This is a genomic window from Moorena sp. SIO3I6 (assembly GCF_010672095.1).
Genome location: NZ_JAAHHU010000129.1, coordinates 1 through 16,134 on the forward strand (window position 1 = coordinate 1; position 16,134 = coordinate 16,134).

Annotated in this window: 13 protein-coding genes and 2 pseudogenes; 5 read left to right on the top strand and 10 right to left on the bottom strand. The window is 44.0% G+C overall.

Annotated features, from left to right (window positions below; all coding sequences use genetic code 11):
• A partial coding sequence (locus F6K49_RS26795; protein WP_366514236.1) for a hypothetical protein occupies window positions 1-581 on the top strand: 581 nt, incomplete at its 5' end.
• 230 nt (window positions 582-811) lie between these two features.
• The gene (locus tag F6K49_RS26800) at window positions 812-1,381 is read left to right on the top strand and encodes a Uma2 family endonuclease (RefSeq protein WP_293020745.1); all 570 of its coding nucleotides are present in this window, start codon (window positions 812-814) and stop codon (window positions 1,379-1,381) included.
• A 34-nt stretch (window positions 1,382-1,415) separates the two neighbouring features.
• On the opposite strand, the pseudogene F6K49_RS26805 reads toward F6K49_RS26800, so the two are convergent.
• Window positions 1,416-2,314, bottom strand: a pseudogene (locus tag F6K49_RS26805) (transposase).
• Window positions 2,315-2,993: 679 nt separating this feature from the next.
• Between F6K49_RS26805 and F6K49_RS26810 the strand changes: the two are divergent.
• Window positions 2,994-3,827, top strand: a complete 834-nt coding sequence (locus F6K49_RS26810; protein WP_293101505.1) for a calcium-binding protein — start codon at window positions 2,994-2,996, stop codon at window positions 3,825-3,827.
• Window positions 3,828-4,105: 278 nt separating this feature from the next.
• Here F6K49_RS26810 and F6K49_RS26815 read toward each other — a convergent pair.
• A pseudogene (locus F6K49_RS26815) lies at window positions 4,106-4,225 on the bottom strand (IS1 family transposase); the annotation flags it as partial.
• Window positions 4,226-4,527: 302 nt separating this feature from the next.
• Between F6K49_RS26815 and F6K49_RS26820 the strand changes: the two are divergent.
• Window positions 4,528-4,668, top strand: coding sequence for a hypothetical protein (locus F6K49_RS26820; RefSeq protein ID WP_293020739.1), 141 nt, complete (start codon window positions 4,528-4,530; stop codon window positions 4,666-4,668).
• Here F6K49_RS26820 and F6K49_RS26825 read toward each other — a convergent pair.
• The 3 genes from F6K49_RS26825 to F6K49_RS26835 form a co-directional block, all read right to left on the bottom strand.
• Window positions 4,665-8,411: a putative baseplate assembly protein gene (locus tag F6K49_RS26825; protein ID WP_293101508.1), complete on the bottom strand. Its 3,747-nt coding sequence runs from the start codon at window positions 8,409-8,411 to the stop codon at window positions 4,665-4,667. The two genes, F6K49_RS26820 and F6K49_RS26825, sit on opposite strands and share 4 nt — an antisense overlap.
• Before the next feature lie 366 nt (window positions 8,412-8,777).
• A complete protein-coding gene (locus tag F6K49_RS26830; protein WP_293079981.1) occupies window positions 8,778-11,285 on the bottom strand; it encodes a putative baseplate assembly protein in 2,508 nt (835 codons plus the stop codon).
• A 1-nt stretch (window position 11,286) separates the two neighbouring features.
• A complete protein-coding gene (locus F6K49_RS26835; RefSeq protein WP_293020735.1) occupies window positions 11,287-11,667 on the bottom strand; it encodes a GPW/gp25 family protein in 381 nt (126 codons plus the stop codon).
• 732 nt (window positions 11,668-12,399) lie between these two features.
• Between F6K49_RS26835 and F6K49_RS26840 the strand changes: the two genes are divergently transcribed.
• On the top strand, window positions 12,400-12,864 hold the full coding sequence (locus F6K49_RS26840) for an SET domain-containing methyltransferase (RefSeq protein ID WP_293020733.1): 465 nt from the start codon (window positions 12,400-12,402) through the stop codon (window positions 12,862-12,864).
• 311 nt (window positions 12,865-13,175) lie between these two features.
• On the opposite strand, the gene F6K49_RS26845 is transcribed toward F6K49_RS26840, so the two are convergent.
• From F6K49_RS26845 to F6K49_RS26865, 5 genes are all read right to left on the bottom strand, one after another.
• Entirely contained in the window at window positions 13,176-13,346 is a 171-nt protein-coding gene (locus F6K49_RS26845; RefSeq protein WP_293101512.1) for a hypothetical protein, read from the bottom strand.
• Window positions 13,347-13,553: 207 nt separating this feature from the next.
• Window positions 13,554-13,877 (bottom strand): hypothetical protein, encoded by a 324-nt coding sequence (locus F6K49_RS26850; RefSeq protein ID WP_293020727.1) that lies wholly within the window; start codon window positions 13,875-13,877, stop codon window positions 13,554-13,556.
• The gene (locus F6K49_RS26855) at window positions 13,877-14,722 is read right to left on the bottom strand and encodes a phage baseplate assembly protein V (protein ID WP_293101515.1); all 846 of its coding nucleotides are present in this window, start codon (window positions 14,720-14,722) and stop codon (window positions 13,877-13,879) included. Before F6K49_RS26855 ends, F6K49_RS26850 begins: the two co-directional genes overlap by 1 nt.
• Entirely contained in the window at window positions 14,719-15,813 is a 1,095-nt protein-coding gene (locus tag F6K49_RS26860; protein ID WP_293020725.1) for a hypothetical protein, read from the bottom strand. The genes F6K49_RS26855 and F6K49_RS26860 overlap by 4 nt, the downstream gene beginning before the upstream one ends.
• Window positions 15,770-16,120: a hypothetical protein gene (locus tag F6K49_RS26865; protein ID WP_293101518.1), complete on the bottom strand. Its 351-nt coding sequence runs from the start codon at window positions 16,118-16,120 to the stop codon at window positions 15,770-15,772. The genes F6K49_RS26860 and F6K49_RS26865 overlap by 44 nt, the downstream gene beginning before the upstream one ends.
• Window positions 16,121-16,134: the final 14 nt, after the last annotated feature.

The following is a 16,134-nucleotide window of genomic DNA, read 5'->3' on the forward strand; positions in this document are numbered from 1 at the left end:
ATAAGGAAAAGATTCATAGTGACTTCACGCAAAACTATGAACTTGCCCTCAAAGCTGTAGAAGAAAAATATAAAGCAGAACTAAAAGCTAGAGATGACCAGATAGTAATTTATCGTGAGCAAAGCGCTGACTTAAAAGAAATTATTAAAATACAGGCTAGTAGACCTATTAAGTTTGAGGCAAAAGCTATGGTAGAAAGTGAATCTAAAGGAGATACCTTCACTGGAGCATTTGGTATCGGTAAAGTAACTGGTGGGGATAAAGTAACTGGTGGGGATGTTAAAGCAGAGAATTTCAATATGAATTTTAATGAAGCTGAACAAACCCAAAGCTTAGCCGAAGCAGCAGCTGAAATTCAGCAACTCCTAAACCAACTATCCCAGAGTAATCCCACTACAACCAACAAAGAGAAGATGATAGTTGTAGGTGAAGTTATTGATCAAATTGACAATAACCCAACCCTAAAAGCCAAGGTAATCAATGCCCTAAAAGCAGGAGGAGTAGAAGCCTTCAAAGAAGCCATAGACCATCCTTTAGTTAACATTTTGATGGCTACCATTGAGGGATGGAGAGAGGTTTAGGCGTAAGCTATCAGTTATCAGCTATCAGCTATTAGCTATTAGCTATTAGCTAATAGCTAATGGGCTACGCCCACGCTACTTGAGGTGCCAAAGGCCAAGGGCTGACCGCTGACCGCTGACCGCTGACCGCTGACCGCTGATAGCTGACCACTGACCGCTGACCGCTGACCGCTGACCGCTGACCGCTGACCGCTTACAATAGGCTTATCAGCTCAAGTAACAATTTTCCAATGGTTCAGCAGCTAACTCCCACCACCGATGACATTTTTTATCCCGAAAGTGACGGTAAGCCCTTGGCGGACAATACCCTTCAATTTGAACTAATTACCACCATTAAGTTTGGCCTAGAAGTTCGATTCAAAGATGACCCCAATGTGTTTATCGCCGGGGATTTGTTGTGGTATCCAGTACAAGGACAACCAAAAATCAACCAAGCCCCCGATGTCATGGTAGTTATCGGTAGACCAAAAGGGCATCGGCCTTCTTACAAAACCTGGGTTGAAGATAACCTTAATCCCCAGGTGACCTTTGAAATAGCCTCACACACAAACACTATCAAAGAATTAGAAGAGGATAAACTCAAGTTTTACCAGACCCATGGAGTAGAAGAGTACTATCTTTTTGACCCAAATCGAACAAAACTAAAAGGCTGGTTGCGTTCATCAGAAACCTTAGAACCCATCCCCCAGATGCTTGGTTGGGTTAGTCCCCGTTTAGGAATTACCTTTGACTTAGTAGACTCGGAATTGGTACTGTATTCTCCTAAGGTCGAGCGCTTTGCTATAGCAGTCGAAGTATAGATTAGGACGTTAACTGAACAGCTAAATCAACTCTCTATCTAAAATCTTCGATAGTACCTTTTGATTTTATAACCCGATTTTTAATCGGAAACCAATAATGTTATATTTTCTTTAAATCAGGATAATAGGGGGGCAAATAGTGAATTTCACAATCCGCTGCTTCAACTAATTATCTAATTCTTTATCCTCTCTTGGTGCGCGTTCCATAGGCGAATAAACCTCGCGCCTTGTCGCACCTCTGGATTTAATTCAGGAATCAATTTATCTTTAAGCCATGTCTCAAATACTGAAGGATTACAAGAACCATCAAAAGTCAGTGGCGCTATCAGTTTTCCTTCAACCAAACCACTCATAATCCTGACTCTTACACTTCTTTTTACTGATTTTAAGTCATAAAATCTTTTTCCTTTTATTGATGCAGTCCCTCATGGAGGAAACCCCCGTCATGCCACTGCATCGCTCTCATTCCATCCATAACCATAGTCTTCACGATTATCCATTCCTGATTCATCTATATAAACTAACTGTTCCAGCTTCTTTTGACTAACTTTTTATCGAAACGCTTTTTTTCTTCATCTCTTTATCGATAACCGTAAGTTTTTTTTTCGGGTATAACCAATTTTTTTAAAGCCTTTACCTATAGTCCTATCACTAATCTTTTATGACCACGCTTCTGCCATTTTATTCTGAGTTAAGCTACCATGAGCACGGGACAAATTACCGAAATTTATCCAAATCAGCTATTTTAGAAATATATCCCTTTTGATAACCCTCTTTTGCCCTATAATCTCTTGTTTACTTTCTCTTTTTTAACCAGAGGTCAATTGTATTTCGGCTAATTTTGAAGAGATGACTAGCTTCAGTTTTTCCCATGCCATCGTCAATAGCGCCCATGACTTTTGTTCTTAAATCGTAACTGTAAGGAACTGGCATTTAATTAATTGATTAACAATACTTTACTTTCTGACTAGTATGTCCTAAGATTTGCTTCGACTGCTATAAATGCTGCTAAAACTCGTTACCAACAACAGATTTACCGGCATTCTTTGGAGATGATCAAATATCAGACTAATTTACAACGGCAGCAGTACCAGCTGGCATCCTTGGTGAAGCAGTCTCAGGAGGTGGAGAAGGAGCTGGCGGAGTTGAGTGTTGTGCGATTCTCCTAGGTCGCCGCTACGCGAACGCCCTATGCTGGTCGGGTTAGACGGGTGAAGATTGTCTCGCAGACGGACCGGGTGATCACTGCTGAGATTACTCTTGATGTTAGGGATGGTGGTTAATTCTAGGGCAAGGGCATGTTTGTGGTAGTGGTGTCTTTGCCCAATAAGTTGAAAATGATCGGAGTCAATAACATTATTTGACCACTAATACTTGGACTTTTATTCTATCATTAAAGTATATTTACCGGATAGCACTAAGATAATTTAAAACCCCTTGTCTAGTCAATGACTTTGTTTATTATTGTAATAATTTAAGCATTTTGATAGTCAATAATCTGTAGTTAATCAGACAAATTACTGAACTTTTATGTTCGGGATTTAAACAATATTTTTTATGGGATAATTGTTTTAGTGATCAAGGATAGTATTTACTATCAAGGAAAATAAACATGACTAATATCATCAATGGAACACCAGGGAATGATTTGCTTGAGGGTACTCCTGGTGATGACCAGATTAATGGTAACGGCGGGTATGATACTCTTTTAGGTGGTGCTGGCAATGATCAAATCAATGGTGGTTCTGGCAATGATTCCATCGAAGGTGGTTCTGGTGATGACCAGCTTAATGGCAATGGTGGCAATGATACTCTTTTAGGTGGTCCTGGAAATGACCAAATCAATGGTGGCTCTGGCAATGATTCCATCGAAGGTGGTTCTGGTGATGACCAGCTTAATGGCAATGGTGGCAATGATTTTATTTTCGGTGATGCTGGAAATGACCAAATCAATGGTGGTTCCCAAGCTGATTTTATTTTTGGCGGTGCTGGTGATGATGTAATAAATGGCAACGGTAGCAATGATGGCTTTGATATCCTTGTTGATTTTGATGGAGGAAATGATACTTTAACGGGATCTTCAGACCGAGAGCTTATTATTGATGGCGATGGCGATGATATTATTTTTGGTAATGGTGGAGACGATATAATTTTTGGTAGCGACGGTCTAGACCAAGTCTTTTTAGGAACCGGTGCTGCTGAAGTCATTTTAACTACAGGGGAGGGGTATGATACTATCTATAATTTTGATCTTAGTCAAGCTAAATTTGTTCTAGACCCATTCTTTGTAGGCCAAGACTTAGATTTTGGGAGCTTGGAATTTTCTGATACTAACCAAGGAACTGAAATAGCTAGTAACGGTGACCTTCTAGCGGTTGTCGTTGGAGTTCAGGCTAGTCAAATCGATAATCCTGATCTCTTTCGCGATTCATTATTATTATTCTAATAATTTGTGATTGTCATGTTCATCTATTTAGTAGTTGCTCTTCATTTATGGGGAAAAACTAAAAATAGAAGTTATGCACAAATATTTTTGGGAAGCTCAATAGTCTGATGGGCTTCTAACTATATTATTGTTTCTAGACCCGATCATGGGTCTTTTTTTTGCGTTGCTGAATTGAAGTATGATTCCAAATAAATGCTTAAGCTTACGTACAGAATATTCCTAAGCATAAGGAACTATAACATCTCATAATTTGAGATAATTAATGAGCAATATATCGGACTATGATCTCCCAAAACCCATCCCAAAATACCTTTTTGAAAGTGCTCTACCGCTGTCCATAGCCAGATTTTTTTTTTTTTTTACTTGACAAATGTTTCTAATTGATCGAGTTCTCCTATAGCAGTCGCCAGGGCAGTTAGGACATGACAAAAGTCTCAAACCTAAGTAAGCGCAAGAGTTTGACTTCTGACTTCTGACTTCTGACTTCTGACTTCTGCTATACCTCGGGAATTCCTTGTGGTTCCTAGGCATCTGGCAATAGTTCTCCCACTTTTTTAATCCCAGTTATCACTGTGGTGTGGTTAACTCCTTTAACTCTCTCAATAGCTCTGAGTCCCATACCATTGACCTATAGTTTTAAGCACTCACGCTGAAGGGATAAATCCAGAGGATTTTGGGCTGTAATCTAAGCTATCAGCTTATGGGCTATGGCAGGAAACGGGCAAGATGCCCGTTCCACAAAACGCTTAAAATCATTCCATTATTAAGCAACGCCGAATTTTTTCCCTGTTCCCTATTCCCTATTCCCTATTCCCTACTCCCTACTCCCTGCTCCCTTTAAACCAAATGTAAACTAACCCCATCTGTCTGAGAATTAAGCAATAACAACTGAGCCGGTAGAGCCTGTTTAGTCTCACTATTCCAAATAGCTAAACGCGCTTCTAAGGATGACTTCAGCTCCTGAGTCGTTCCAGTTAAATATAGCGCCTCTAAATTAACCGCTTGTACCCCATCAACGGCCTGAATTAATGCTGTTACTTCTGCGGCTGTTACCCCTTGACCAAAGGTACGCTGTTCAAAGGCAAAAGCAGACACTAATAGTGTTTTAACCTCAGATAAAACCAGATCGCTGCGATAACGATAATCCACCCATATCCCGGCTTGAAGATTAAAGTAAAGGGCTTCATAACTATCAATTTCAACCTTAGACGCTACCGCCAGACGGCGCTGCTGAGCTGGGTCACGAGCAGCATTAATTCCATTGACCAGATTAGTATATAATATGGAATCAGGGCTGACTTGATTGCCATTACGGTCTGCAATGGTAAGGTGAATCAAGGGTAAGTTTTGCCCAATCTCTAAAGTAGCTACCTTGGCTTTACCAATACCAGCAAAGCTACGGGTAAATGTCTCAAAATCTTGCACTGAGACAATGCGCTCCATAGGCAAAATATTAACAGGAGCTTGAGACCGAGCTTGGTCACGGGTTTCTGGAGAAGCTGCTCCGATGGCGGGTAGGGGATTAGTAACATCTACAATTCCCAAGGGTCTGGTTTGCAGAACAGTAAGACTACCAGCCCCTACTTCCCCATCCAAGCCGATACCACTGCGATAGGTGGCGGTAATATTTTCATCTCCTGTGGGTAGACGAGCACCGCTTTGTCCATCCCCAAAGGTAATGTTAGTGTTGCCATTATCATCAATACGGACAATGTAGGCTTGGCGGCGGTCATCTAAACCATAAAGCGATCGCACTTCTTCCCACACTATATTATTGACCCTTACCTCCAAAGTGGTTTCACTACCGCTAGAGCTACTAGCAGAAATGTAGGTTAAAGGAGGCTTCTGGAGTACAAACTTCTGATTTCCTAAGGTACCATCACCACTACCAAGCACTTCATCCACCACTGTTTCACCATGAGTAGCCTGAGCAACATTAGCATTAATGGTTACTGTGGTGCGGTCGTAACGGTTTTGGAGTGACTGAGTTAGGGTCAGAGTAGAGCGTTGTTGGTTGCTAGAGATAGAGCTAGAGATAGATTTAATCACAACTACCTCATTAATAGTTTCCTCATCGACCGTAGTGGTTTGAGTAATTTGACTTGGATCCTTCTTACCACTGACAACAAGTGTTTTTCCGGTCTCTAGCCCTTCTATCAATTGCTCCAACTCAATTTGGTCACCTTCAAGGGGAAGATTTTGTTGAATTGCTGGCTCAAACAGGGCTAACTGTTCACTTTGAGCGAAAACCACTGTTTCACGGAAGCGCTCTGAACCAAACTCGGCCAGATTCTGATTTGAATCCAACTCAAGGCGAGTGATTTTTCCACTCTGTAGGAAATCATCCCGTGCTACAGTAGTTACCTGATTAATTTTGTATAGTTGTTTGCGGCTTGAGTGCATCAGCACTATCCAACTGCTTACTAATACATTGGAGTAAGTAGAATCAAGGTCAATATGGTTGTTTTGAATGGTAAAACCAGGCCATTCTGTTGCCACTAAGCCAGTAAATTTGGAGCCAGCTATAATAGTGTTGTTTTGATAGGTTATAATACACCGAACATCATTACTGGTGAAGCCCGAATTGATCAGCATCCAGTTATTCTCAGGAATTTGGGGTTCCTCGTAGCGAAATACACCCCTGTTTGTGGCTGCAAACAGATAGTGGGGATTATTACTAGTATCAGCAACTAGGGAATAGATTAGGATATCGATTACATCTGTTCTCTCTGGTGTAATCGGCAAACCTGTATTAACGGATTGCCAGTTATTCCGATCATTATTGAAGCGAAACACCCCTTGGTTTGTGCCAGCAAATAGGTAAGTGGTGCCATCGCGCTCATAGGTAACCAAGGAATAGACTACTGTATTAATAACTTCTGTTGTTCTTTCCCCTGTGGTTATTATGATAGTAGGCAAGTTTGTATTCACTACTTCCCAGCTATCCCCATTATTAGTGGAGCGAAACACTCCCTGGTCTGTGCCAGCAAACAGGTAATTTACATTATTGATTACGGCAGTGATTAGGGAATAGACAACAGTACTAGTTAAGCCAGTATTGGTATCCGTATTTGGCAAACCGGTATTCACCGGTATCCAGCTTTTGCCGCTATCGGTAGAGCGAAAAACTCCATCTTCAGTTCCGGCCAGGATAGTTTGTTCAGAGAAAGACGATTCGGAAGAGGAAGAGTAATAAGAAGAGTAAGTAAATAGCGATCGCACAACCGTATTGGGCAAGCTGGTATTCACAGGAGTCCAACTTTCCGAACCCTCTGCTGTGGCGGGAATGCGATGTTCAACAATAGTCAGAGACCCAGTGCCAATGGTTACCCAGCTTTCCCCGCCATCAGTGGAGCGAAACACATTACCACCAGTGGCTCCAGCAAACAGATGGCCTTGAGCGTTAATCGTCAGGGCATGAATATCTGTATTGGTCAATCCTTGGTTAATGGGAATCCATTCCTGACCACCATCGGTAGAGTAAAAAATCCCCTTATGAGTGCCAGCAAAAACCACATCTTGCCAGGTAGCCAAAGCTCGGATATCAGCATTTTTCAATAGACCTGTAGACACGGAATTCCAATTGTTTCCGCGATCGGTAGAGTAAAAAATACCACCTGCGATCGCACTATACTTACGCTTGGTATCATCTGGTAACTCTTTCCAATCGGGAGCATTGCTACCAAATAGGTTAATTTGCTGTCGAAAGGCAAAGACTTGGGGGGATTCGATGCTGGGTTGGTCTGGTGCTGGGGACCAAGTAACTTTGGTGTAACCGTCTTGAGTATTGGGTTCAACGGTTTGTAAGGTCAGAAAATGACTTTGATTGGATGCTGCTGCAGACGGGTCGATCAGTATCAGTAAATTACCAGGTTGGAGTTGGGTATTGATGCCTTCTAGGAATAGTTCGGTAGTGTTACCACTAATTGACTGGGTTTGTTTGACCAAAGGTCGATAAGGTGTCAGGGCATTCCATTGTGCTCTCGCTTCAATCTCCTCAATGGTTTCAAAGGTCTGAGGTAGTTCCCCTTGTCCTGGAACACTTTGAACTTTGGTTCCTTTGGGAACTGTAGCAACGCTAGTCGTACCAGGGGTATCGTCAACGGTGAAAGCTAGGAAAGTACTAGCCGCAACACCAGGATTGAGCTCGTAGCCGATAGTGCGAGTTAATTCCAGAACCGAGAGCCGTTCAGTAGCTGTGTTGAGATACCCTTCATTAGCAATCCGTTCTTGGTAGAAGCTAAGTACATCAACAACAGTAGCTAAGCTATCCAGAAATGCGATCGCAGGGTCATCTCGGTGGCTGGTATTGAGAGTAGCCAGAGGTCGGTTACCTTGGTCTGAGTCATTTGGGGAAGCCGTTTCAGTACGCAGACCTGCTAGCATCCGTTGGAAACTGGTGCCATGGGTGCTAACTCGATAGGCTAATGTGGTTAGGCCAGGGGAATTGTAGTGGGATGTCATATTTATACGGAAGGGAATAGGGAACAGGGAATAGGGAATAGGGAATAGGGAGTAGGGAGTAGGGAGTAGGGAATAGGGAGTAGGGAATAGGGAATAGGGAATAGAGCAGTTGGGATTCAAACTGAGTTATTGATTATTGCCAATAAAGCAGTAGATTGTATCTTTTTTGTGCAATGTTACTAATCAAATTATCGCCAAATTGCTATCTCTAAACAACCCATAATTTTGGTTAGCATATCCTTGTTTTTACTTATCATTATTGACAGGATGCTAATCGCTATCTAGTTGCAATTTTCAAGGATAATCTAGCTAGAGAATAGGATAAATTTAAACACCAAACCTGTTAATTAAGGAAAATTAACAGGTTTAAATTCCTACTTCCTACTTTAGGTATCCTAAATCAATTGTGATAATTTTTGATGCCATATTCCCTACTCCCTATTCCCTACTCCCTACTCCCTACTCCCTACTCCCTACTCCCTCTAATCACAAACCGCCTTGTAAATAAAACTGACTTCTGCCATTTTCAGGAGTATCGGGGTTATTATCCAAACGAGCAACAGCTAATGGCTCAATCAAGATTTGACCTGCTGCCAATTCCCCTCGATCGGGTTGTCCCCACTCACGGAAGCGAGTTGGCTCAACCCAGTCAACCCCAGGCACTTCCATGGCTTGGTTAACAATTTGGCTAAGATAGACCGGTTGACCGAAGGTAAAATTGTCAGGATGGAAGAAACCCCGTTGACCGATAGCTAAGTCTGTGTTGCTGAAGGTTTCCATAAGCGATCGCTTCACACTGCTCTGGAAATAGTTAGGCAAGACATGTACTGTCAAAGCAATATCGAGATTAACAAAATAGGGAGCCTGGATTTCGATATCATGACCCATTAACCGATAGGGAGCCATAAAAGCCAGTAGCTCTTCCCTAAATTGGGCATCAATCGGTCTACCACTATACCGATCCACAACAATAAATACGCTATACCAACTCCCTGTCCAACGCAACTGAGCTGCTGCTTTTTGGACTTCTGGATGACGCTGGATGGTAGTGGCATAGTCGGATTCGGTCACGCAGCGTTCAGGGGTTCGGAAGGCTTGGGGAGCGTATAACCGTGCTTGCTCAATCGGTTCCGGGTCAATTCCCCCTTGAGCTGCGATAGGATTCCTTACTCCAGTCACCTGTTTGACCAATTCCGCATAGGCATCACTAGTGACTGGTTCCAGATGAGCGATCGCATCAAGTCCCACATTACCCACCAAACCATTACCAATCCGGTAGCTGGTCATCAGCTGGGAATCTGGACTAGGTTGCTTGCCTTGAACACTATCACCAAAGCGCAGATAAGCAGTGCCATCACTCTCCATTTCCACCACAAAATCCGCCGCAAATCGGTCACTATTCAATAGGTCACGCTGCACCAACCAGGTTTCACCAGTATCCGATTGTAAACTGATCTGAGGCACTGCCGAACGGGGGTCTTGAACAACCGTTGTTGCCACCGCTTCGATAATGGCTTGCTGGTGGTTGTAAGGCACACTGTGGGTGAGACCAGTGCGAGACAACTTGGGACGATAACGACCAATGGTTGGGATAGTGGGCAGTATCTCTGTCCCCTCTTTAGGATAAGGCTCCCCATGGTCAGCCAAAACAATATTTCCTCGAGCCACCGTGATATCTGTGATTGGGCCAGTGCTACTCAGAGTTGCTAGCCATAGTTGGTAAGGCAGAGCATCCTGGGGGTGCCATTCAATCTCAGTAATATCTACTGGCTGATCAGTTGGGGGATGATGAAATTGACCACCAAGGGGGTCTTCTGTGGGAGTTACCTTAGTTAACCGTACTGGATGACGGTTTTGGGGGTTAGCCCCAGCCCTTAAACCAGTGTTTGGGTCTCTTACCTCTTCAAAGATCAACACATCCCCTGGTTGCAAAGCCAGATGTCCCATTAATGTTGCTTTGGTCTCTTGCTTCGACAGAAACCATTCCCTTGCTCCCCAGGTATAAAATTTAATCTCATTGTGGGCAGCAAATAGTTCCTGGGAATGTAGGGTTTGAAAGGTTTTTGCCCCTTGAGCCAAGACCTCACTCTTAGCAGAAGAATTAGGATCGATTACCGACCCTTGACCAGAAACATGGGTTAGTAGAAGAGTTCCTTGTTCTAGAAGAGTTCCAATGTCTCCAAGAGTTCCGTTTTCTAGCAGCCCCTCATTAACATTTACTGCTACCTGCACCCAGACTCTAGCATTGCAGCCCTCGTGCAACACGTAATCTACCAGCCTGCCGTGGCGGCGTACAGACGTGCGGCGGCGAGCTGTACCAAGGTAGGCTTCAGTAGCTACAGCATCCTGATAGTAACTGAGGTAGTCAGCAGAGTAGGCCAATACTTCCACCAGCGCAATCCCTAAATCCGCAGGATTTCGCTCTAGCCATTGAGGCATCACTTCCGACAAGCGGTTGAGCATTAATTGCCGAAAGCTGCTATAGTCTTTAGCTAAGTAATCTATCTCCGGTACCGACAGGGTTTCTATATCACTTGAGGATACTGGCTGGGGGTCAAAGGTAACTTGGTCTGGACGTTTGAAGGAAAAATTGACCCGCTCAAAAAACGGATCGAGGTTGCTAATATTAACCAGTTGTAGCGTATAGGTAGATAAATCACTAACCTGGGACTTAGTAGGAGCTTTGTATTCCACCAACAGCGTCAGCACATTCCCACTAGGTGGTTGGATTTCCAGGAGCCTAACATCAGTAGTTGTAACCGCCGTACCTCTAGTGATGCGAATATTTCTAGAGGTCAGGTTTGAGAGCACTTCCTGGGTTGCTTGTGTGGAAGCTGGTACAAAATGAAGCTTTAGCGCCCACTTATTCGGTTCATTCGGTGTCTGTTGTGATTCCACCTGAATGTAATCCAGCCCGATCTGTTTAGTTTGACGACTAAGAGCGATCCGGCGTTGGTGTCGGAACATGTGTTCAGCTGTTACCAAGTCTGTCATATCACAAACCTCGCTCAAACTCAGTTACCTGACGCTGTTGATTACGCCGAATCACATACTGCACTGTGACTCGCAATTTAGTATCTTCACTCTCCACTTGCACCCTCTCGACTTGAATTAACTCCCCTAACCACTGCTGCAACGACCCTTGAACCAGAAACTGAACCGCAGTACTCAGTTCCTCACTATTCGGAGCAAAGACCAGCTGCATCAGACTGCAGCCCAAGGTAGGACGGTTGACCCGTTCTCCTGGGGACGTAAACAGTAATTGTTCCATCAGCTGAGGGATGTGTTCTTCAGAGGTAGCCTCTGCTGTCCGCCTCCGCCCATCGATTTGGAAAGGATAGCCTATCTCCATTGCTACATAGATAGCTCTGACCACAACTCATTCACTATAGCCTGCTCCCTAAGTGAGTTGATCTGGCTTCCCAGGTTGGGTTGAGTTGGGTTGAACATAGTGAAACCCAACTCTGGCAAGGGTTTGGTTGGGTTTTGTTACTGCTCCAGGGCTCTCTAGGGAAAATCAAGGATTTTGGGAGTTTTCTGGAAAACTATTGAAGCGATCGCATTCACAAATCTTAATAATTTATCGACTACTTTGCTGCTATTTGGGGCTTGAATTGTGTTCTACAGGGTACCTAAATCAATTGTGATAATTTTTGATGCCATATTCCCTACTCCCGATTCCCTACTCCCTACTCCCTACTCCCTCAGGACTTACGCAAGCACGCTATATATAGCGTGCTTGCGTAAGTCCTGAGTATGATATGATGGTGAGGGGGTAACAAGCAGGTTAAAAACGGGTTGGGGTAAGCTTTTGAGCCATGCTATTCCAAAAAAGATTGGGTTAATTGACAGGTTAATTAACGCCTCTATTTGCGTACGCAAAGTCTTGAAACCTAATTTTTTCGTTGGTCAAGTTTAATTGGGATGGCCATCCCTGGGGACATCTTCTCAAAGGTAACCCAACTGAAACCCTTACTACACGCTTGCAGGAGAATTTTCACCCCCTCAGGAAACGATGGCTTTTACAGAATTGCAATTATGGGCAATAGTCCGGACATGAACTGTGATAAAGTATTGGTGATGATAGTTTACCATAAAATTGATTAATATGATCAATTATTTCTCCCATGTAAGTGTTGTAAAGACTCACAATAAAGGAAAAGGGGTTTTCGCAGATAAAAAATTCGATGTAGGGGAAATTGTTTTAGTAGGTAAGCCAGTTGCAAAGTCGCCAGAAAGGACTTGGCAGACTTTGCAAATGGACATAAATACTCATGTGAGAATGGATGAGCCTTTTGAGCTTGTAAATCATTCCTGTGATCCTAATTGTGGAATTAAATTGAATGAGTTCAATGGATACAGTCTAGTGGCAATGAAAGAGATTATCCAAGGAGAAGAAGTGACTTTTGATTATTGTATGTCTGAATGGATTTCAATTGCTGTGCCTAATTGTAATTGTCAAAGCAATATCTGTAGAGGCTCTATTAATGGTGGTAAATTTTTATCCGATCAGATTTTGGAGAAGTATCGAGGTTTCTTGGCTCCCTATTATGCAAAATTATTAGAGAAATAGGCAATGCTATAGCGTTTGTATATGGGTGAGTAAGGTTTAATCGGAGATGGTTGCTTATCACTAAATTTCCGGACATGATATTACCAACTAGAACCCTTACCACACAAAGCTTGCAGGCGAATTGTCGCCCCTTCAGGATGCGTTCCCGTAGCGTGGCCCAAAGGCCAAGGTCAATGGCAATACTATTCTATTAGTAGTCAACTGCTCTAAGACAGTATCGAAATAGTTGTTGATGACTTCGATTAGTGCGATGGGTAGCCAATTGCACTATTCTATTAGTAGTCAATTTTTCTAGGACAGTATCGGAATAGTTATTTATTACTGGGATTAGTTCGATGCTTACGCCATTCCAATTGGCTCTTATTAGTTAACTGCTGTAGGACAGTATCGGTATAGTTATTGATGACTGCGATAATAAATTCGATGCGATCGCTTTTAGCGGAAGCTGAGGCCGTAGGCCACGCGGGGCGCGTTCGCTTCATCGCGAAGCGTGACCATTCGCGTAGCGTGGCCCAAAAGCCAATCGATTAGTGCCTAATAGCAAGAGGATTGATTGAGGTAGGGTTTACCGTCAACCAAACAACCTTCAACCAAACAACCTTCAACCAAACAACTTTCAACCAAACAACTTTCAACCAAACAACTTTGGCCTATTGGCCACGCTTCGCGAACAACCAAACCAACACAAATCACATTCCCTTAACCCGACCTGGCATCGGGATAACAGTAACTGGAGTACCCGTAGGTACACAAGTTGCCTGAGAATCTTGCAACAGCACTGGCATTCCCATCACCTTAACTCGCACTGAACCAGTAATCCAGGATGCGATCAAGCAAGGACCAACATTGGCCGGTGGAGGAGGATTAGCACAACCAGCCACCACATAGGTGGGAGCTTGGGTAAGCACTGGTTGACCCATTATTTTGACCCGGGGATTGGGAACCATCGGTTGGACTTGTCCGCCATGAGCACACAAGATTTTGTTAGCAAGCGATAACACAAAACCTGGCATTAAATTACCTCCAACGCACCATTATTAATATTCACGCTAGCAGGTGAAAGTTTAACATTAGCAGCACCATTACTCAGTTCAATTCCCGAAGGAGCTAGCTTTACTGTTGCTGGAGAGTTACTAAGTTCGATTCCTGATGAGGATAGTTTGGCCGCTGCTGGAGAGTTATTAATCTCTACCCCTGATGAGGATAGTTTTATCACTGCTGGACTTTTACTTAATTGAATACTATCTTTGGCTAACTTACCAGTAGAGGAGCTATTTTTTAAATCAATACTGTCTTTAGTTAGCTGAATTTCAACCGCATCTTCTTTGATTTGAATATTATCAACAGCCAGGGTAACCGTAGACGCATCATTGCTTAACTCAATGGTTTCTGCTGTTAACTTCGCGATGGTTTTGCTATTGTTATTGATTTCAATCCCGTTATCATCAAACACTAAAGTCAGCGGATTAGATACCACTGGTTTAGCCACTTCAATGGTCAATCCTTTGGTAGTCCCAAAATTACTGAGAGTGAAGGTAATTCCATCAGTTTTAAAGACTTGCACTTTCTCTGGGTCAAGCACTTTCGCATTTGCCGGTAGCTCACCTTTGCCCCAGAAGCAACCAGTCCAAATCGGGTAATCGGGATCGCCTCCTTCAAATTCCACCCAGACATTTGCTCCCACTGGCGGAATCGCAAAAAAGCCGACATCAGCTCCAGCATAGGGAACACAGGGCATTGCCCAGCTTTGGCGACCGTCCCCTAATACTGCTGGTACACTCACCTGTATCCGACCAAGGTACATCAGGTCTTTATTCCCAGTTACTGTGCCACGATACTTGCCAAAAAATTCTTTCATGGTCTTACTGCTAACGTTGTCGAACCCAATCCTTCACGGGTGAGTACGAATTGCTGCTTATATTGTCCCGTTTGGAGCTGATGAGTCACACTTTTAACATAATAAAACCCATCATACTGGTTGCCTACCCCTCGCACACCCACAAGAGCACCAGCTTGGAGGATACCGTTGTACTCTAGAGCATTCAAGGTCCCTTCCGCTACCACTACGTCATCTAAGGATGTATCGGTTATCCCTTGAGCAAACGCCTTAGCTTGAGATTCACTCAACCCCTGGATGGGTTTGGGAACCACTGTCCGAACTTGAGACTGTTTCAAGGCTGAGGTTTGGGCTAGGGGGAAAAGCTTACTAGAGGAAATGTCTAGGGATTTGACTTTGTTGGTATCCCGGTCTTGCACTTGTCCAGACACCGTAGTAGCGGCAAGGGCATTGTACTCGAAACTGATCGATTCCACATTAGTATTCGAGCCCATATTCACCGAAAGGGCAGACTGGGGTAATCCCAAGCGTTTCGGGGGTCCCCAATAGGCCGTGTTAGTTCCAGGTGCTGGTCCTGGAGTAATGTAGAAAACATAACCATGACGCCTTGCCATTTTCAGAAGGTAGTCCAAGTCAGTGCCATGCTGAACAGGGATGCGCTCCGTCGGTAAGGGAGGTTTGTCGGTCAGTGGCGGAATGACTTGGGGGATAAGACCATATTTGGCATAGCTAGCGATAATTTTATTAGCAATTATCGTTTCGTTCTGGGCTGGGTGCTCAACAATCTTTTCTTCTAAGTCCATCATCACGCTGACATCTTCCCCAGTCACCACGATGCTAGATTCCCCAGGATTATTACTGGGCAAGAGCTGCTGGTGAGTAATCACGCCATCCATCAACACCTGAGGCTTACCGTTGAAGATGACCACCAGAATTACTCGGTTGAAGGGTTTGAGCTCTCCACTTTTTAGCACAGGATAATCCCGCTCTACCAAACTCGCACTGCGACCAGCTCGAAAGCGCAGTTGAAAGCCAGAACGCTCTTGGGCAGAATGGGTAACTTCAACGTTAGCTAGGGATTCGATTAGCACCGAAGACGCTGGCTTGGGCACTGTTGAACCAATTAGTACCGTGAGTTGAATGCCTAATTTTACCATTGTAAACTGGGTGAGGTACTTTCGTCTTTGGTTTTAGGGAGTCGGGAGTCGGGAGTCGGGAGTCGGGAGTCGGGAATAGGGAATAGGGAATAGGGAGTCGGGAGTCGGGAGTCGGGAGTCGGGAGTCGGGAGTCGGGAACAGGGAACAGGGAACAGGGAACAGGGAACAGGGAACAGGGAGTAGGGAGTAGGGAGTAGGGAGTAGGTATGCAGCGCGGTCAAAGGGAGCCAGCGCGGCCTCCCCAGCTCCCCATCTCCCCATCCCCCCATCTCCCC